This is a genomic window from Allobosea sp., from assembly GCF_017308075.1.
In the GTDB taxonomy this organism is placed as follows: domain Bacteria; phylum Pseudomonadota; class Alphaproteobacteria; order Rhizobiales; family Beijerinckiaceae; genus Allobosea.
This window is the reverse complement of the sequence record NZ_JAFKFX010000045.1, coordinates 30468-48344: the sequence shown is the minus strand read 5'-3', so window position 1 is coordinate 48344 and position 17877 is coordinate 30468. Positions and strand designations below refer to the sequence as shown.

The window sequence follows — 17877 nt, the reverse complement described above, 5'->3', positions numbered from 1 at the left end:
GAATATGCGCAGACGTTATACAGTCGACTGCCATCTATAATTTACAAGCATAGAAAACGCCTCTAGGCTCCCTGCCAAGGCGAAAACAGGGGAAGCTCCGGAGAACCGGTGACTCGCCAGCCATGGTTCAGTTGTTCAAGATGGCGGCTCAGGCCATCGGGAGGGCATAATGGAAAAGATCAGCAGGATCGGGCTGAAAGGCCTGAAGGCCGCGCTTCTCGCGGCGCCCGTCATGGCTATCGCTGGGGGGGCATCGGCCCAGGAGCTGCGCGTCGGCATCTCGGCCGAGCTCAGTGCGATGGATCCGCATTATCACAACGTCTCGCCCAACAACATGCTGGCGCGGCACATCTACCAGCCGCTGGTCGGGCAGGACGAGAAGCAGACGCTGACCCCGCTGCTCGCCGAAAGCTGGAAGGCGATCGACGACACGACCTGGGAGTTCAAGCTCCGCAAGAACGTCAAGTTCCATGACGGCTCGCCGTTCACGGCGGACGATGTGATCGCCACCATGCAGCGCGCGCCGAACGTGCCGAAAAGCCCGTCGAGCTTCTCCGCCTATGTGCGCGGCAAGGAATTCAGCAAGGTCGACGATTTCACCATTCGCGTGAAGACCGCGACGCCGGCGCCGCTGGTGCCGACCGATCTTTCGACCTTCGGCATCATCTCGGCCAAGTGCAAGGACACGACCACCGAGGAGTTCAATCTCGGCAAATGCGCCGCCGGTGGCACGGGCGCCTACAAGCAGGCCGAATATGTCGCGGGCGACCGCGTCGTGCTGACGCCGAACGAGGACTACTGGGGCGGCAAGGAGCCCTGGTCGAAGGTCACCTTCAAGATGATCACCTCGGCGCCGACGCGCGTCGCGGCGCTGCTGGCCGGCGATGTCGACGTGATCGACAACGTGCCGACCTCCGACGTCGCCCGCCTCAAGGGCGATGCCAAGCTCAGCGTCGCCAGCACGGTCTCGAACCGGGTGATCTATTTCCACATGGATCACTTCCGCGAGGTCTCGCCCTTCATCAAGGGCAAGGACGGCTCCGAGATCAAGAACCCGCTGCAGAATCTCAAGGTCCGCCAGGCGCTGTCGATGGCGATCAACCGTCCGGCGATCGTCGACCGTATCATGGAGAAGGAGGCGATTCCCGCCGGCCAGCTCCTGCCCGACGGTTTCTTCGGCACCTCCAAGAAGCTGAAGCCCGTCGCCTTCGACCTCAACGGCGCCAAGAAGCTGCTCGCCGAGGCCGGCTATCCGAACGGCTTCAAGATGAAGCTGCACGGGCCGACCAACCGCTACCTCAACGACACCAAGATCATCGAGGCGGTGGCGCAGATGTTCTCGCGCCTCGGCATCGAGACCGAGGTCGAGACGCTGCCTTCGGCCAACTTCTTCACCCGCGCCTCGCAGGGCGGCCAGGGCAATGTGCCGGAATTCTCCTTCATCCTCGTCGGCTGGGGCGCGGGCACGGGCGAATCCTCCGACTCGCTCAAGGCGCTGCTCGCGACCTTCGACCCGCCGAAGGGCATGGGCGCGACCAATCGCGGCCGCTACTCCAACAAGGCCTTCGACGCCAAGCTGGAAGAGGCGCTGCGCACGGTCGACGACGCCAAGCGCGACCAGGCTCTGGCCGAGGCGATGGAGATCGGCATGAACGATGTCGGCCTGATCCCGACCCATTACCAGCTGAACACCTGGGCTTCGCGCAAGGGTGTCAAGGTCCAGGCCCGGACGGACGAGTACACCCTCGCCACCGGCATCCGGAAAGAATAAGCCGGACTATCGACACCCGTCCGGACCCGCTTGAAGCCCGGTCCGGACGGCGCGAAACTCTTTTCTTGTTGGACTGCGGGAGCGCCATCCGGCCGGCACACCGGTCGGCTGGCGTTTCGCATCCCGCTCCGGAAGGTCCCGGACCATGCTCGCATTCGTCCTGCGCCGCCTGGCGCAAGCGCTCTTCGTCATCGCGGCGATGCTCGTGATCGTCTTCTTCGGCGTCAACGTCGTCGGCGATCCCGTCTACATGCTGATCTCGCCGGAGATGGACCAGCAGCAGATTGCCGAGACGGCGCGGGCGCTCGGTCTCGACCGGCCGATCTGGGAACAATTCCTGATCTTCCTGAAGAACGCCGTCCAGGGCGATCTCGGCCGCTCCTTCGTGCATGGCGAATCGGCGATCAAGCTGATCCTGCACCGTATGCCGGCGACGCTGGAGCTCGCCTTCGTCGCCCTCTTCATGGCGATCGTGATCGGCCTGCCACTCGGCCTCTATGCCGGGCTGAAGCCCGAGAGCCGGATCTCGCGGCTGATCATGGCGATCTCGATCCTCGGCTTCTCGCTGCCGACCTTCTGGGTCGGTCTGATGCTGATCCTGACCTTCGCCGTCAGCCTCGGCTGGCTGCCGGCTACGGGGCGCGGGCCGACCGTCTCGATCCTCGGCATCGATACCTCGCTGCTCTCGCTCAAGGGCTGGCAGCATGTCGCCCTGCCGGCGCTCAACCTCGCTCTGCTCAAGATCTCGCTGGTGATCCGTCTCGCCCGGGCCGGCGCCCGCGAGGCGGCGCTGATGGACTATGTCAAATTCGCGCGGGCCAAGGGCCTGTCGCAGAGCCGGATCATCGGCGTCCACATCCTCAAGAACATCATGATCCCGATCGTCACCGTGCTCGGGCTCGAATTCGGCTCGCTGGTCGCCTTCTCGGTGGTGACGGAGACGATCTTCGCCTGGCCCGGCATGGGCCGCCTGCTGCTCGAGGCGATCACCCGGCTCGATCGGCCCGTTATCGTCGCCTATGTCATGGTTGTCGTGGTGCTGTTCGTCACCATCAACCTCCTGGTCGACCTGATCTATTCCGCGCTCGATCCACGCGTGCGCCTGACGGAGGCCACATCATGAGCGAGGCGACCCTGCCCACCGCCGCTTCCGCCCCGCCGGTCGAAGCGAAGGAGGAGACGCCGTTCCGGCGCTTCGCCCGTTCCTTCTTCGAGGACAGGCTCGCGACCTTCGGTCTCTGCCTCTTCGCCCTCATCGTCCTGCTGGCGCTAGCTGCGCCCCTGATCGCGCCGCAGAATCCTTACGACCTCGCCAGCGTCGACGTGATGGATTCGCGCCTGCCGCCCGGCGACGTCGCCGGCGAGGGCTTCACCATGTGGCTCGGTTCCGACGGCGTCGGGCGTGACCTGCTCTCAGGCATCCTCTACGGCCTTCGCATCTCGCTGATGGTCGGCGCCTTCTCGGGCATCCTCGCCGCCGGCGTCGGCATGGCGATCGGCCTGATCGCCGCCTATGCCGGCGGGCGCACCGAGAACATCATCATGCGCATCGTCGACCTGCAGCTCTCGCTGCCTTCGGTCCTGGTCGCGCTGATCCTGGTCGCCGGGCTCGGCAAGGGCGTCGACAAGATCATCATCGCGCTGGTGATGGTGCAATGGGCCTATTACGCCCGCACCGTGCGCGGATCGGCGCTGGTCGAGCGGCGCAAGGAATATGTCGAGGCGGCCCAGTCGCTCGGCCTTTCCCACGCGCGCACCGTGTTCCGGCACATCCTGCCGAACTGCCTCGCCCCGGTGATCGTCATCGTTACCGTGCAGACGGCGCATGCGATCTCGCTGGAAGCCACCCTCTCCTTCCTCGGCGTCGGCCTGCCCCAGACCGAGCCCTCGCTCGGCGTGCTGATCGCCAACGGCTTCCAGTACATGCTCTCCGGCAAGTACTGGATCTCGGTCTTCCCCGGCATCGCGCTGCTCCTGACCATCGTCTCGATCAACCTGGTCGGCGACCGGCTGCGCGACGTGCTCAACCCGCGGCTGGAGAAGTGAGGATGGCGCCTGTTCTCGAAGTTTCCGGCCTGAAGACCCATTTCTTCACCCGTGCCGGCACGGTGAAGTCGGTCGACGGCGTCGACTTCCATGTCGACCGCGGCGAGGTGCTCGGCCTCGTCGGTGAATCCGGCTCGGGCAAGTCGGTCACCGGGTTCTCGATCATGGGATTGATCGACCCGCCCGGGAAGATCGTCGAGGGCTCGATCAGGCTCAACGGCAAGGAGCTCGTCGGACTCGACGAGGAGGGCTTCCGGAAAGTGCGTGGCCGCGAGGTCGCAATGATCTTTCAGGACCCGATGATGACGCTGAACCCGGTGCTGCGCGTCGACACGCAGATGATCGAGGCCGTCACCGCCCATGACAGGGTCTCGCACAAGGCGGCGCGGGAGCGCGCCCGCGACGCCCTCGCCAAGGTCGGCATCCCCTCGCCCGAGGAGCGGCTCAACGCCTATCCGCACCAGTTTTCCGGCGGCATGCGCCAGCGCGTCGCGATCGCGATCGCGCTGCTGCACCGCCCGCCCCTGATCATCTGCGACGAGCCGACGACCGCGCTCGACGTCACCATCCAGAGCCAGATCCTGGCCGAGATGCAGTCACTCTGCGCCGAGACCGGCACGGCTCTGGTCTGGATCACCCATGACCTCGGCGTCGTCGCCGGCCTCGCCGACCGGATCGCGGTGATGTATGCCGGTCGCATCGTCGAGACCGGCGCGGTCGATCCCGTCCTCGACGCGCCCCTCCATCCCTATACCAGCGGCCTGCTCGGCTCGCTGCCGGCCGAGGGTGAGCCCGGCGCCCCCTTGCGCCAGATTCGCGGCTCGACGCCGTCGCTGGCGAGGCTGCCGCAGGGCTGCGCCTTCGCGCCGCGCTGCGATTTTGCGCAGGCCGATTGCCTCGCCCAGGCACCGGCCGTCACCGCCTTCCCGGGTGAGCGCGGCGTGCGCTGCCATCACCCGCTGAACCTCGCCGGAGTCGCGGCATGAGCGCGCCGATCCTGACCCTCGACGGCGTCTCCAAGCGTTTCGTCAAGCCGCTCGACGCCGCCTCGAAATTCGCCAACCTGCTGGGGGCCGGTTACACCGAGCAGGTGGTGCATGCGGTCGACGGGGTCGATCTCTCGGTGACCCAGGGCGAGGTCGTCGGGCTGGTCGGCGAATCCGGCTGCGGCAAGTCGACGCTCGGACGCGTCGTCGCCGGCATCCACCCGCCGAGCGCCGGCCGGGTGTCCTGGCGCGGCCAGTTCACCGACGAGATGGACGCGCAGCAGCGCCGGGCCGCGACGCTGGCGATCCAGATGATCTTCCAGGACCCGATGTCCTCGCTGAACCCGCGTCTACGGGTCACCGACATCGTCGGCGAGGCCCCGGTCGTGCATGGCCTCGTCGGCAAGGCGCAGCAGGACGCCTATGTCGTCGAGATGCTGGAGCGGGTCGGGCTCGATCCGAGCTATCGCCGGCGCTATCCGCACCAGTTCTCGGGCGGGCAGCGGGCCCGCATCGGCATCGCCCGGGCGCTGGCGGTGAACCCGCAATTCCTGGTCTGCGACGAGAGCGTCGCCGCACTCGATGTCTCGATTCAGGCCCAGGTCCTGAATCTCTTCATGAAGCTGCGCGACGAGCTCAACCTGACCTATCTGTTCATCAGCCACGATCTCAGCGTGGTCCGGCACCTCTCGGACCGGGTGGTGATCATGTATCTCGGCCGGGTCGTCGAGGCGGCGCCGGCGAGCGAACTGTTCAAGGGGCCGCAGCACCCTTACGCCCAGGCGCTGCTTGCCAATGTGCCCTCGATCACGGCACGCAAGAAGCGTTTCGCGCCGCTGAAGGGCGAGATCCCCTCGCCCCTGCACCCGCCCCCGGGTTGCCATTTCCATCCGCGCTGCCCGATGGCCGGGCCGCGCTGCAAGGCCGAGCGGCCGGTGCTGAAGCAGATCGCGCCCGGCCATGTCGCCGCCTGCCATCTCCATGATGGCGGGGTCGGGGCGCTCGCCGCCTAGAGCCTGGCCCACCCAGTTCCGGCCAGGACGTTCTGAACAAGGATTATTGCCGGTTCGCAGCTTGACGCGGGCCGGCTTACGGGCGACCTCCGAACAGCCCGGCGCCGGTTGCGCCGGGCGTACGCCTGGGGAATCGGAACCATGAAGAGCACCCTGTCGGCCGACCTTCGCGCTGGCGCCCTCGTCTATCATCGCCAGCCGCGGGCCGGAAAACTCGAGATCCAGGCGACCAAGCCGCTCGGCAACCAGCGCGACCTCGCGCTCGCCTATTCGCCGGGCGTCGCCGCGGCCTGCGAGGCGATCGTCGACGATCCCAGCCAGGCGGCCGAGCTGACCTCGCGCCAGAACCTCGTCGCGGTCATCACCGACGGCACCGCCGTGCTCGGCCTCGGCGACATCGGCCCGCTGGCCTCGAAGCCGGTGATGGAAGGCAAGGCCGTCCTGTTCAAGAAGTTCGCCGGCATCGACTGCTTCGACATCGAGGTCGACCAGCGCAATCTGGAGAAGTTCGTCGAGGTCGTCGCGGCGCTGGAGCCGACCTTCGGCGGCATCAATCTGGAAGACATCAAGGGCCCCGAATGCTTCGAGATCGAGGAGCAGCTCAAGGCCCGGATGAACATCCCGGTCTTCCATGACGACCAGCACGGCACGGCGATCATCGTCGGCGCCGCCGTCCTCAACGGGCTCGATCTCGCCGGCAAGAAGATCGCCGACGTCAAGATCGTCGTCTCCGGCGCCGGCGCCGCCGCGCTCGCCTGCCTCAACCTCCTGGTCTCGCTCGGCGCGCAGCGCAAGAACATCTGGGTCACCGATCTCGAAGGCGTCGTCCACAAGGGCCGCAACACGCTGATGGACCGCTGGAAGGAGGTCTACGCCCAGGAGACCGACGCCCGCACCCTTTCCGACGTGATCGGCGATGCCGACGTCTTCCTCGGCCTCTCGGCGGCCGGCGTGCTGAAGCCGGACATGGCCAAGCGCATGGGGCCGAAGCCGCTGATCCTGGCGCTCGCCAATCCCAATCCGGAGATCACGCCCGAGGATGCGCTGGCCGCCCGGCCGGACGCGATGATCTGCACCGGCCGCTCGGATTATCCGAACCAGGTCAACAACGTCCTCTGCTTCCCCTACATCTTCCGCGGCGCGCTCGACGTGCAGGCGACGACGATCAACGAGGCGATGAAGCTCGCCGCGGTACGCGCCATCGCCGCGCTGGCACGCGAGGCGACCTCGGACATCGCGGCGCGAGCCTATGGCGGCGAGGCCCAGACCTTCGGCGCGACCTCGCTGATCCCGAACCCGTTCGACCCGCGCCTGATCCTGCGGATCGCGCCCGCGGTCGCGGAAGCTGCGATGATCACCGGCGTCGCCAAGAAGCCGCTGATCGATATCGAGGCCTATCGCGAGGACCTGTCGCGCTTCGTCTTCCGCTCGGGCTTCCTGATGAAGCCACTCTTCGCCAAGGCCAAGGCCGACCCGAAGCGGGTGGTCTACGCCGAGGGCGAGGATGAGCGCGTGCTGCGCGCGGCGCAGGTGGCGCTCGAGGAAGGCCTGGCGGTGCCGATCCTGATCGGCCGGCCGAGCGTGGTCGAGGCCCGTATCGCGCGCTTCGGCCTGACGATCCGGCCCGGCATCGATTTCGAGCTGATCAATCCCGAGGACGACCCGCGCTATCGCGACTATGTCCAGACCTATCTCGACATCGCCGGCAGGCGCGGCATCACCCCGGAAGCCGCCCGCTCGCTGGTGCGCACCAACAACACGGTGATCGCGGCGCTCGCCGTGGTGCGCGGCGAGGCCGACGCGATGATCACCGGCCTCGAAGGCCGCTTCCTCTCGCGGCTGCGCCATATCCGCGACATCATCGGGCTCGAGCCCGGCGTCAGCGACATCGCGGCGATGACCCTGATCATCACCAGCAAGGGCGCCTTCTTCCTCACCGACACGCATGTGAAGCACGATCCGACGGCCGAGGAGATCGCCGACATGACCGTGCTCGCGGCCGGCCATGTCGAGCGCTTCGGCATCGAGCCGAAGATCGCCCTGCTCTCGCATTCCGATTTCGGCGCGGCCGACACCCCCTCCTCGATGAAGATGCGCAAGGCGCTGGGGTTGATCCGCGAGCGCGCGCCGGAGCTTGAATGCGACGGCGAGATGGAGGCCGATTCAGCGCTGGTGGCGGCGATCCGCGACCGGGTCCTGCCCTCCTCGCGGCTGAAGGGCGTCGCCAATGTCCTCGTCTTCCCGAATCTGGACGCGGCGAACATCGCCTATCAGTTCGCCAAGGTGCTGGGCGACGCGCTGCCGGTCGGCCCGATCCTGATCGGCGCGGCCAAGCCCGTGCATATCCTGACGGGTTCGGTGACCTCGCGCGGCGTGGTCAACATGACCGCGGTCGCGGTGGTCGAGGCGCAGGGGCGCGGCCAGAAGGGCTGAAACGCGAACAGCAAGCCGGGCTGGTTCACCCGCCCGGCCTCCTGCCTCCCGCCAACCGCGCGGGTGCTTTTCGGCACCCGCCGACACCTCTCGAAGAACAGTTGAAGCCCCCGTTTTCCTCCTTGGCTCCGGCCTCGGGATCGGCCCATACTTCCCGTACGAGCGGGAAAGGGGCCCGTCCGGCTAAGCTTCGGAGAGCGCTCATGAAAACCTTCACGCGTCAGTCGCCGCTCCTGCGCCGGCTGCGGCCTCTCGCCCTTGCCGCCAGCCTCGCCTGCGGCCTCGGCGGAACGGCTCTCGCGGAAGTGGTCTTCCATCGCGGCAATGACGGCGACCCCGAGACGCTCGACGCCCACAAGACCTCGACGGTGAGTGAGGCGCATCTGCTGCGCGACCTCTCCGAGGGGCTGGTCATCCACCATATCAGCGGCAATGTCGTGCCCGGCGTCGCCGAGAGCTGGACGATGAGCGAGGACGGCAAGAGCTACACATTCAAGCTCCGCGCCAACGCCAGATGGTCGAATGGCGATCCGGTCAAGGCCGGCGACTTCGTCTATTCGCTGAAGCGGATCATCAATCCCGCGACCGGCGCGAAATACGCCAACATCCTCTACCCCATCCTCAACGCCGAGAAGATCAACAAATCGGGCGAAGGCGCGGGCCTCGACGAGCTCGGCGTCAAAGCGCCGGACGACACGACGCTGGAAATCAAGCTGGAGCGGCCGACGCCCTATTTCCTGGAATTGCTGACGCACCAGACCGGCCTGCCGGTGCATCCGGCCTCCGTCGAGAAATTCGGCAAGGACTTCGTCAAGCCGGAGAACTGGGTCTCCAACGGCGCCTACACGCTGAAGGAGTTCGTGCCGAACTCCCACATCAAGATGGAGAAGAACAAGAACTTCCACGATGCGGCGAATGTGCAGATCGACACGATCCTGTACTATCCCGCCTCCGACCTCGCCGCCGCCGCGCGCCGCTTCCAGGCCGGCGAACTGCACATGACGACCGACATTCCGGCCGACCAGATCCAGCAGTTGCGCGAGAAGCTCGGCAATCAGGTCAAGGTCGCGCCCTATCTCGGGACCTATTTCCTGATCGTGAACACGGCGAAGAAGCCCTTCGACGACCTGCGCGTACGCCGGGCGCTGTCGCTGGTAATCGACCGCGAGTTCATCGCCGAGGAGATCTGGGGCGGCACCATGCTGCCGGCTTATGGCGTGATCCCGCCCAATATCGGCAACTACGGCGAGCGCGCCGAGGCCGACTTCAAGAGCGTCTCGCCGCTCGACCGCGAGGAGGAGGCCAAGCGCCTGCTCGCCGCCGCGGGCTACGGTCCCGGGATGCCGCTACGGGTGCAGCTGCGCTACAACACCACCGACAACAACCGCCGCACGATGATCGCCATCGCCGAGCAGTGGAAGGTGCTCGGCGTCGAGACCAGCTTCATCAACACCGACGGCAAGACTCATTTCGCCCTGCTGCGCGACGGCGGCGATTTCGACATCGCCCGCTATGGCTGGATCGGCGACTATTCCGATCCGCAGAACTTCCTGTTCCTGTTCCTCAGCGACAACAAGGGCTTCAATTCCGGCAAATATGCCAATCCGAAATTCGACGCGCTGCTGCAGCGAGGCGCCGACGAACTCGATCTCGCCAAGCGCGCCGCTGTGCTGCGCGAGGCCGACGCCATTCTCGCGGCCGAGATGCCTTGGATCCCGCTGATGTACTACTCCTCGAAGAACCTGGTCTCGCCGAAGCTCGTCGGCTTCCAGCAGAATCTGCGCGGCGCGCTGCCGACGCGGTTCATGAGCCTGAAGCCGTGACCGACGCACGTCATGGTCGGGCTTGTCCCGACCATCCACGTCTTCCCGTGACGAGCGCGGTGTTCGAGACGTGGATGCTCGCCACAAGGGCGAGCATGACGGGTAGACCTGAGCGACCCCTCATCCGGCCCTTCGGGCCACCTTCTCCCGCAGAGGGGAAAGGGAAGAATGGCGGGCATCCCGGCGCAATCTGATGCTCACCTACATCCTGCGCCGCTTCGCCACCGCGATCCCCACCCTGTTCGTGATCGTCACCCTTTCGTTCTTCCTGATGCGGCTCGCGCCGGGCGGGCCGTTCGATCTCGAACAGCCGCTCGAAGCCAAGGTGATGGAGAACCTGCGGCGGATCTACCAGCTCGACCAGCCGCTTCACGCCCAGTACCTGACCTATCTTGGTGCCCTGCTACGCGGCGATTTCGGCCCCTCCTTCTATTTCCGCGATTTCTCGATCGCCGAACTGTTCGCGCAGGGGCTGCCGGTCTCGATGCGGCTCGGCGCCTCGGCGCTCCTGCTCGCCCTCACCATCGGCGGCCCGCTCGGCGCGCTCGCCGCCTTCCGCCAGAATGGTGGGGCCGATCATGCGGTGATGGGCTTCGCCACCGCCGGCATCACCATTCCGAATTTCGTCGTTGCGCCGGTCCTGCAGATCGTCTTCGGCCTGAGCCTGGCCTGGCTTCCGGTCGGCGGCTGGAACGGCGGCGCCTTCCGCAACACCGTCCTGCCGATCATGACGCTCGCTTTGCCGCAGATCGCCGTGATCGCCAGGATGACGCGGGCGGCGATGATCGAGACGCTGCGCGCCAACCATATCCGGACCTTGCGGGCGCAGGGCCTCTCTGGCGCGACGATCGCCCTGCATGCCGGGCGCGGGGCCGCCCTGCCGGTCATCTCCTATCTCGGCCCGGCGGCGGCGAGCCTGCTCACCGGCTCGGTGGTGGTCGAGACGATCTTCGGCATTCCCGGCATCGGGCGCTATTTCGTCGAAGGCGCGCTCAATCGCGACTACACGCTGGTGATGGGCACGGTCGTCGTCGTCGCCATCTTCGTGCTCGTCTTCAATCTCGTCGTCGACATCCTCTACGCGCTGCTCGACCCGCGCGTCCGGCTGGATTGAGCCGATGAGCGAGGCCGTACCACTCCCCGCCCCGCCCGCCGGCCGCACGCTCTGGCAGGATGCCCGCATCCGCCTGCTGCGCAATCGCGCCGCGGTCGCGAGTCTCGTCGTGCTGGCGCTAATGACGCTGATCTGCAGCTTCGGGCCCTGGTTCACCGGCCACCCTTACGACCGGGTCTATCAGGACTATGTCCGCGTGCCCGCCAGCCTCTCGGCCTATCCGAAGGCCGAGGCGCTGCCGGCCGCCGTACAGCGCATCGCCTCGCGCATAAGGGCGACGTCGAGCGAGATCACGGTGGAAGCGCAGGAGGTCCGGCTGGTCCTGACGGCGCAAAGACCGATCGACCAGCGCCTGCTGGTCTATTTCGACCGCTCCGACCAGTTCGGCACGCCGCGGCTCCTCGCGAGCGAGCAGGATGGCCGCCGGCTCGCGCTGGCCGTGCCGATCAAGCGCCAGCATTTCCTGCTCGGAACCGACAGCAATGGCCGCGACCTCCTGACCCGGACCCTGGTCGCCGGCCGCGTCTCGCTCGCCATCGGGCTGCTCGCCACCGGCGTCGCGCTGGTGATCGGCGTCGTCTATGGCGCCACCGCCGGCTATCTCGGCGGGCGCATCGACATGGTGATGATGCGCATCGTCGACGTGCTCTATTCGCTGCCCTTCATCTTCCTGGTGATCCTGCTGGTCGTGTTCTTCGGCCGGAATTTCATCCTGATGTTCCTGGCCGTCGGCGCGATCGAATGGCTCGACATGGCCCGGATCGTCCGGGGCCAGACGCTCTCGATCAAGCGCCAGGACTATGTGCTGGCAGCCGAAGCGCTCGGCGTCTCCACCGGCGGCATCCTGAAGCGCCACGTCATCCCGAACACGCTCGGCCCGGTGATCGTCTATGTCACCTTGCTGGTGCCGAAGGTCATCCTGCTCGAGAGCTTTCTCTCCTTCCTCGGCCTCGGCGTGCAGGAGCCGATGACGAGCTGGGGCGTGCTGATCTCGGACGGAGCGCGCGCGATCCAGGCGACGCCCTGGATGCTCGTTTTCCCGGCCGTCTTCCTGGTGACCACCCTGTTCGCACTGAATTTCCTCGGCGACGGCCTGCGCGATGCGCTCGACCCCAGGGATCGCTGAGATGGCGAGCGAATCCGTCCTCGCCATCCGCGACCTCAAGGTTCGCTTCCGCACCAATGACGGGCCGTGCGAGGCGGTGCGCGGCATCGACCTCGACGTCGCAGCCGGCGAGTTCGTCGCCATCGTCGGTGAATCCGGTTCCGGCAAGAGCCAGAGCGTGATGGCGGCGATGGGGCTGCTTGCCAGCAATGGCGAGGCTTCGGGCTCGATCCGCTATCGCGGAACCGAGCTGCTCGGCCTCTCCCCGGCCAGACTCAACGCCTATCGCGGCAGGAAGCTCGCCATGATCTTCCAGGAGCCGATGACCTCGCTCGATCCGCTGTTCCGGATCGGGGCGCAGATGGCCGCACCGCTGCGCCGGCATCAAGGCCTGTCGCGCAAGGCGGCGCGGGCGCGGGCGCTCGAACTGCTCACGCTGGTGCGCATCCCGCAGCCGGAGCGGCGGCTCGATTCCTATCCGTATGAGCTCTCCGGCGGCCAGCGCCAGCGCGTGATGATCGCCATGGCGCTCGCCAATGATCCCGACATCCTGATCGCCGACGAGCCGACCACCGCACTCGACGTCACCATAGAGGCCGAAATCCTGGCGCTGATCGCCGAGCTCAGGCAGCGCCTCGGCATGGCGGTGATCCTGATCAGCCATGATCTCGGCCTCGTCAGGAAATATGCCGAGCGCGTCCATGTGATGAAGGCTGGCGAGATCGTCGAGAGCGGCACGACCTCGGCGATCTTCGAGCGGCCGGTGCACCCCTATACCCGCGCCCTGCTCGCGGCCGAGCCGCATGGCCGCAAGGCCCCTCCTCCCGCTGATGCGCCGATCCTGCTCGAAGCCCGCGACCTGCGCGTGACCTTCGACCTTTCACGGGGCCTGTTCGGGCGGCACAAGGCGGTGCTGCACGCCGTCGACGGCGTCGATCTCACGCTGCAGCGCGGCCAGACCATCGGTATCGTCGGCGAATCCGGCTCGGGCAAGTCGACGCTCGGCCGGGCGGTCCTGCAATTGGTGCCGGCGGGCGGGCTGGTACGCTTCGAGGACCGGGCACTGACCGGGCTCGACCGGGCTGCCATGCGGCCGCTGCGCCGCAGCCTGCAGCTGGTGTTCCAGGACCCGTTCGGCTCACTCTCGCCCAGGCTGACCGTCGGCGAGATCGTCACCGAAGGGCTGCTCGTCCATGAGCCCGGCCTGTCGCGCACCGAGCGGGAGCGCCGCGCCGCGCACGCGCTCGCCGAGGTCGCGCTCGAGCCCGCCCTGCGCAACCGCTATCCACACGAGTTCTCAGGCGGCCAGCGCCAGCGTATCGCGATCGCCCGCGCCATGATTCTGCACCCGGCCTTGGTCGTGCTCGACGAGCCGACCTCGGCGCTCGACCGCACGGTTCAGGCGAGCATTGTCGCTTTGCTCAAGCAGCTGCAGGCACGGCACGGCCTGTCATATCTCTTCATCAGCCACGATCTTTCCGTGGTTCGGGCGATGTCCGACGAGGTCATGGTGATGAAGGATGGCCGGGTGGTCGAGCGCGGGTCGACCGAGGCGATCTTCGAGGCGCCTCAGCAGAGCTACACACAGCGCCTGATCGCAGCGGCGCTGAAGTGCTGAGACGCAAGTCCCGTAAGGGCCGCGCTCTGCGCCTGGCGCCGAGCGGTAACACGGCCTGCCCTCTCGCATCGCCAGCTCCGCTCGGATAGGAAAGGTGCGCCTTTGTCCACCCAGCAAGAGACCCGAGCGATGAGCCGTACTGTCTATGTCAATGGCGCCTATCTTCCCGAGGAAGACGCCACGATCTCGATTTTCGACCGCGGCTTCATCTTCGGCGACGGCATCTACGAGGTTTCGGCCGTGCTCGGCGGCAAACTCGTCGATTGCGAGGCCCATCTGATCCGGCTGGAGCGCTCCTGCAACGAGATCGGCCTGAAGCTGGCCTGGAGCCGCGACGAACTGATCGCGATCCATCAGGAGCTGATCGCCCGCAACAAGCTCGACGAGGGCTCGATCTATCTGCAGGTCTCGCGCGGCGCCGCCGACCGCGACTTCGCCTTCCCGAAGGACATCAAGCCGACGATCGTCCTGTTCACCCAGGCGCGCCAGTTCGCCGACATCCCGCAGGTCAAGACCGGGATCAAGGTGGTCAGCACGCCGGATCTGCGCTGGGCCCGCCGTGACATCAAGAGCGTCAACCTGCTCGGGCCGGTGCTGGCCAAGCAGTTCGCCGCCGAGAACGGCGCGCAGGAAGCCTGGCTGATCGAGGATGGCGTCGTCACCGAAGGCGCCTCGTCGACCGCCTGGATCGTCAAGGGCAAGACGCTGATCTCGCGCCCGCTTTCCAACAAGGTCCTGCCCGGCATCACCCGCAAGGCCGTGCTCGCCTTCCTCGCCGAGAGCGGCTTTTCCTTCGAGGAGCGCGAATTCACGCTGGCCGAAGCGCTCGACGCCGAGGAGGCTTTCATCACCTCGGCGACCAGCCTGGTGATGCCGGTGACCACGATCGACGGCCATAGCATCCACAATGGCGCGCCGGGACCGGCGACGCTCCGCCTGCGCGAAATCTATCTCGACCATGCCCGCAAGGGCGGCGCGCTCGGCTGATTGACTATCCGTCAGCGTTCACATCGCCGTCCGTCGTCCGGATGTTCAACAATTTTTCAATGTGTTGAACATCCGGAGGCACGCTCGCCCATCACATAGGTCGCGACCACGTTGCGCTCGTCGCCGAGCGTAACCAGCACGAAGAGTTCCTCTGCGAGATCGCGCGCTGTCTCAAGCCTGTGCGCCATCGCCCGCGTCGCGGCGGGATCGAGCACCACGACATCCGCCTCACGGCCGGGCTCGAACGAGCCGATCAGCTGGTCGAGGCCGAGCGCCACCGCATTGCCCAGCGTGATCGCGTGCAGGGCCTCGAAGGCCGACAGGCTTTGCCCCTGCAATTGCAGGATCTTGTAGGCCTCGGCCATGGTGCGCAGCATCGAATAGGAGGTGCCGCCGCCGATATCGGTGGCGAGCGCGACCTTGACGCCCTCGCGCCGGGCCCGCCCCCAGTCGAACAGGCCGGAACCGAGGAAGAGATTCGAGGTCGGGCAGAAGACGGCGACCGCCCCATGCTCGGCGAAGGCGCGCCATTCGCGCTTGGTCATGTGGATGCAGTGGCCGAGCAGGCTCTTCTTACCGAGCAGGCCGTAATTCTCGTAGATGCCGGCATAGTCGGCGGCTTCTGGATAGAGCTCCCTGGCGAAGGCGATCTCGGCCCGATTCTCGTTGATATGGGTCTGGACGAAGCAGCCTGGATGCTCCGCGACCAGGCGCTGCGAGGCCGCCATCTGCTCAGGCGAGGAGGTCACGGCGAAGCGCGGCGTGATCGCGTAGAGTTGCCTGCCCTTGCCGTGCCAGCGGCCGATCAGCGCCTTGCTCTCGGCATAGCCGCTTTCGGCCGTGTCGGTCAGCGCCGGCGGCGCATTGCGGTCCATCATCACCTTGCCGGCGATCATCCTTGTGTTGCGGCGATGCGATTCGGCGAAGAACGCCTCCGCCGATTTTTCGTGCACCGAGCAATAGACCGCCGCGGTCGTGGTGCCGCTCGCCAGCAATTCGTCGAGCAGGAAGCGCGAGAGCTTTTCGGCATGGCCCTGCTGCTCGAGCTTCTGCTCCTCGACGAAGGTGTATTTGTTCAGCCACTCCATCAGCTGCGCGCCATAGGAGGCGATCACCTGCGTCTGCGGCATGTGGATATGGGCGTCGATGAAGCCAGGCATGATCAGATGCGGGCGATGGTCGATGATGTCAGCCCCCGCCGGCAGGGTCGGCAGCAGCGCCCGCGCCTCCCCGGCCGCCCGGATCAGCCCGCCCTCGACGATCAGCAGCCCGTCCTCGACATAGCGATGCGCGGCCGCGCCGGCGCCATGGGGATCGCCGACGAACCAGAGAAGCCGGCCCCTCAGGGCGCGGACCGCATCCTGCCTGCTCAACCTGCACACTCCGGCGCCGATACCTATCTTATCTGCACCAAATCAAAGCTTCCGGCCAAGCGACGAACATGCCTAATCTCAGGGCATGTTCGCGATTTGCTCTCGACGGGGCTGCCATGCGTGAAACCGTCCGCTTCCTGCTCGGCGACGAGCTGGTCGAGATCGCAAGCTGCGATCCGACCCGGACGGTGCTGGACTGGCTCCGGCTCGACCGGCGCCGCACCGGCAGCAAGGAGGGCTGTGCCGAAGGCGATTGCGGCGCCTGCACCGTCGTCATCGGCCGCCTCGACGAGGGCCATCTGCGCTACGAGGCGATCAATGCCTGCATCCGCTTCCTCCCGACATTGGACGGCTGCCAGCTCCTGACGGTGGAGCATCTGAAAGGCGCGGACGGCACGCTTCATCCCGTGCAGCAGGCGATGGTCGACTGCCATGGCTCACAATGCGGCTTCTGCACGCCGGGCATCGTGATGTCGCTGTTCGCACTCTGGCTGAACGAGGCGGCACCATCCATCGCGCGCATCGAGGACGCGCTCGCCGGCAATCTCTGCCGTTGCACAGGCTACGAACCAATCATCGCGGCCGGGCTGCGGGCGGCTGCGGCCGACCGCTCTCAGGACCGCTTCGTCGCAGCGCAGGCCGGTATCGCCGCCCGCCTCGCCGAACTGCGTGACAGACAGACTGTGGCGATAGGCGACGGCGAGCGACGCTATTACGCCCCGGCCACTACGGAAGCCCTCGCCGAGCTCGTCGCCGCCCACCCGCAGGCGACGCTGATCGCCGGCGCGACCGATGTCGGGCTCTGGGTGACCAAGGGCATGCGCCGGCTCGATCCCGTGATCCATCTCGGCCGGATCGAGGCGCTGCGCGCCATCTCCGACGAAGGCGACCAGCTGCGCCTCGGCGCGATGGCGAACCATGTCGCCGTGCGCAAGGCGCTCGCAGCCATCTCTCCGCAGCTCGACGAAATGATGCGCCGCTTCGGCGGCGAACAGGTGCGCAATGCCGGCACGATCGGCGGCAACATCGCCAATGGCTCGCCGATCGGCGACCTGCCACCCGCGCTGATCGCTTTGGGAGCGACGCTGGTGCTGCGCCAAGGCAGTGAACACCGGACAATCCCGCTCGAAGCTTTTTTCCTCGACTATCGCAAGCAGGACCGGCGCGAGAGCGAGTTCGTCGAAGCCGTGCTGGTACCGAAACTGCCGGCCGATGCGCTGTTCCACGTCTCGAAGATCTCGAAGCGCTTCGACGAGGACATTTCGGCCCTGTGCGGCGCCTTCTTCCTGCGCCGAGACCCCGATAACCGCATCGTCGAAGCCCGCCTCGCCTTCGGCGGCATGGCCGGCATCCCGAAACGGGCGAAAGCGGCGGAAGCGGCCCTGCTCGGCCGCCACTGGAATGCCGAGGCCGTCGCGGCGGCCAAGGCGGCGCTGGCGCAGGATTTCACGCCGCTCACCGACATGCGTGCCTCGGCCGGCTACCGGCTCAAGGTCGCCGGCAACCTGCTCACGCGTTTCCTGCTCGAAACGACCGCTCCCGAAGCCGCGACCCGGGTGGCTGGCCTGCTGGCGGAGGCCGCCCATGGCTGACGCACGCAAGCGGCTC

Annotated in this window: 13 protein-coding genes; 12 read left to right on the top strand and 1 reads right to left on the bottom strand. The window is 66.7% G+C overall.

Annotated features, from left to right (window positions below; genetic code table 11):
• Nucleotides 1-169: 169 nt before the first annotated feature.
• From J0J10_RS23065 to J0J10_RS23015, 11 genes are all read left to right on the top strand, one after another.
• Nucleotides 170-1771 (top strand): ABC transporter substrate-binding protein, encoded by a 1602-nt coding sequence (locus J0J10_RS23065; RefSeq protein WP_291634200.1) that lies wholly within the window; start codon nt 170-172, stop codon nt 1769-1771.
• A gap of 145 nt (nt 1772-1916) precedes the next feature.
• Nucleotides 1917-2894: an ABC transporter permease gene (locus tag J0J10_RS23060; RefSeq protein ID WP_291649523.1), complete on the top strand. Its 978-nt coding sequence runs from the start codon at nt 1917-1919 to the stop codon at nt 2892-2894.
• Entirely contained in the window at nt 2891-3817 is a 927-nt protein-coding gene (locus J0J10_RS23055; protein ID WP_291649522.1) for an ABC transporter permease, read from the top strand. Before J0J10_RS23060 ends, J0J10_RS23055 begins: the two co-directional genes overlap by 4 nt.
• Before the next feature lie 2 nt (nt 3818-3819).
• A complete protein-coding gene (locus tag J0J10_RS23050) occupies nt 3820-4803 on the top strand; it encodes an ABC transporter ATP-binding protein (protein WP_291649521.1) in 984 nt (327 codons plus the stop codon).
• Complete coding sequence (locus J0J10_RS23045) at nt 4800-5816, top strand: ABC transporter ATP-binding protein (protein ID WP_291634192.1); 1017 nt, start codon at nt 4800-4802, stop codon at nt 5814-5816. Before J0J10_RS23050 ends, J0J10_RS23045 begins: the two co-directional genes overlap by 4 nt.
• 141 nt (nt 5817-5957) lie before the next feature.
• The gene (locus J0J10_RS23040) at nt 5958-8249 is read left to right on the top strand and encodes an NADP-dependent malic enzyme (protein ID WP_291649520.1); all 2292 of its coding nucleotides are present in this window, start codon (nt 5958-5960) and stop codon (nt 8247-8249) included.
• Between the two features lie 203 nt (nt 8250-8452).
• A complete protein-coding gene (locus J0J10_RS23035) occupies nt 8453-10072 on the top strand; it encodes a peptide ABC transporter substrate-binding protein (protein WP_291649519.1) in 1620 nt (539 codons plus the stop codon).
• Between the two features lie 193 nt (nt 10073-10265).
• On the top strand, nt 10266-11186 hold the full coding sequence (locus tag J0J10_RS23030) for an ABC transporter permease subunit (protein ID WP_291649518.1): 921 nt from the start codon (nt 10266-10268) through the stop codon (nt 11184-11186).
• A gap of 4 nt (nt 11187-11190) precedes the next feature.
• Nucleotides 11191-12312: an ABC transporter permease subunit gene (locus tag J0J10_RS23025; RefSeq protein ID WP_291649517.1), complete on the top strand. Its 1122-nt coding sequence runs from the start codon at nt 11191-11193 to the stop codon at nt 12310-12312.
• Nucleotide 12313: 1 nt separating this feature from the next.
• Nucleotides 12314-13909, top strand: coding sequence for an ABC transporter ATP-binding protein (locus J0J10_RS23020; protein WP_291649516.1), 1596 nt, complete (start codon nt 12314-12316; stop codon nt 13907-13909).
• Nucleotides 13910-14038: 129 nt separating this feature from the next.
• On the top strand, nt 14039-14896 hold the full coding sequence (locus tag J0J10_RS23015; protein WP_291634181.1) for a D-amino-acid transaminase: 858 nt from the start codon (nt 14039-14041) through the stop codon (nt 14894-14896).
• A gap of 56 nt (nt 14897-14952) precedes the next feature.
• Here J0J10_RS23015 and guaD read toward each other — a convergent pair whose 3' ends face one another.
• Nucleotides 14953-16269 (bottom strand): guanine deaminase, encoded by a 1317-nt coding sequence (guaD, locus tag J0J10_RS23010; RefSeq protein WP_291649515.1) that lies wholly within the window; start codon nt 16267-16269, stop codon nt 14953-14955.
• 116 nt (nt 16270-16385) lie between these two features.
• Here guaD and xdhA point away from each other — a divergent pair, with 116 nt between their 5' ends.
• The gene (gene xdhA, locus J0J10_RS23005; RefSeq protein ID WP_291649514.1) at nt 16386-17861 is read left to right on the top strand and encodes a xanthine dehydrogenase small subunit; all 1476 of its coding nucleotides are present in this window, start codon (nt 16386-16388) and stop codon (nt 17859-17861) included.
• Nucleotides 17862-17877: the final 16 nt, after the last annotated feature.

Coding starts and splice junctions, on each gene's coding strand:
- J0J10_RS23065 (WP_291634200.1), top strand. CDS start 170: ATGGAAAAGATCAGCAGGATCGGGCTGAAAGGCCTGAAGGCCGCGCTT.
- J0J10_RS23060 (WP_291649523.1), top strand. CDS start 1,917: ATGCTCGCATTCGTCCTGCGCCGCCTGGCGCAAGCGCTCTTCGTCATC.
- J0J10_RS23055 (WP_291649522.1), top strand. CDS start 2,891: ATGAGCGAGGCGACCCTGCCCACCGCCGCTTCCGCCCCGCCGGTCGAA.
- J0J10_RS23050 (WP_291649521.1), top strand. CDS start 3,820: ATGGCGCCTGTTCTCGAAGTTTCCGGCCTGAAGACCCATTTCTTCACC.
- J0J10_RS23045 (WP_291634192.1), top strand. CDS start 4,800: ATGAGCGCGCCGATCCTGACCCTCGACGGCGTCTCCAAGCGTTTCGTC.
- J0J10_RS23040 (WP_291649520.1), top strand. CDS start 5,958: ATGAAGAGCACCCTGTCGGCCGACCTTCGCGCTGGCGCCCTCGTCTAT.
- J0J10_RS23035 (WP_291649519.1), top strand. CDS start 8,453: ATGAAAACCTTCACGCGTCAGTCGCCGCTCCTGCGCCGGCTGCGGCCT.
- J0J10_RS23030 (WP_291649518.1), top strand. CDS start 10,266: ATGCTCACCTACATCCTGCGCCGCTTCGCCACCGCGATCCCCACCCTG.
- J0J10_RS23025 (WP_291649517.1), top strand. CDS start 11,191: ATGAGCGAGGCCGTACCACTCCCCGCCCCGCCCGCCGGCCGCACGCTC.
- J0J10_RS23020 (WP_291649516.1), top strand. CDS start 12,314: ATGGCGAGCGAATCCGTCCTCGCCATCCGCGACCTCAAGGTTCGCTTC.
- J0J10_RS23015 (WP_291634181.1), top strand. CDS start 14,039: ATGAGCCGTACTGTCTATGTCAATGGCGCCTATCTTCCCGAGGAAGAC.
- xdhA (WP_291649514.1), top strand. CDS start 16,386: ATGCGTGAAACCGTCCGCTTCCTGCTCGGCGACGAGCTGGTCGAGATC.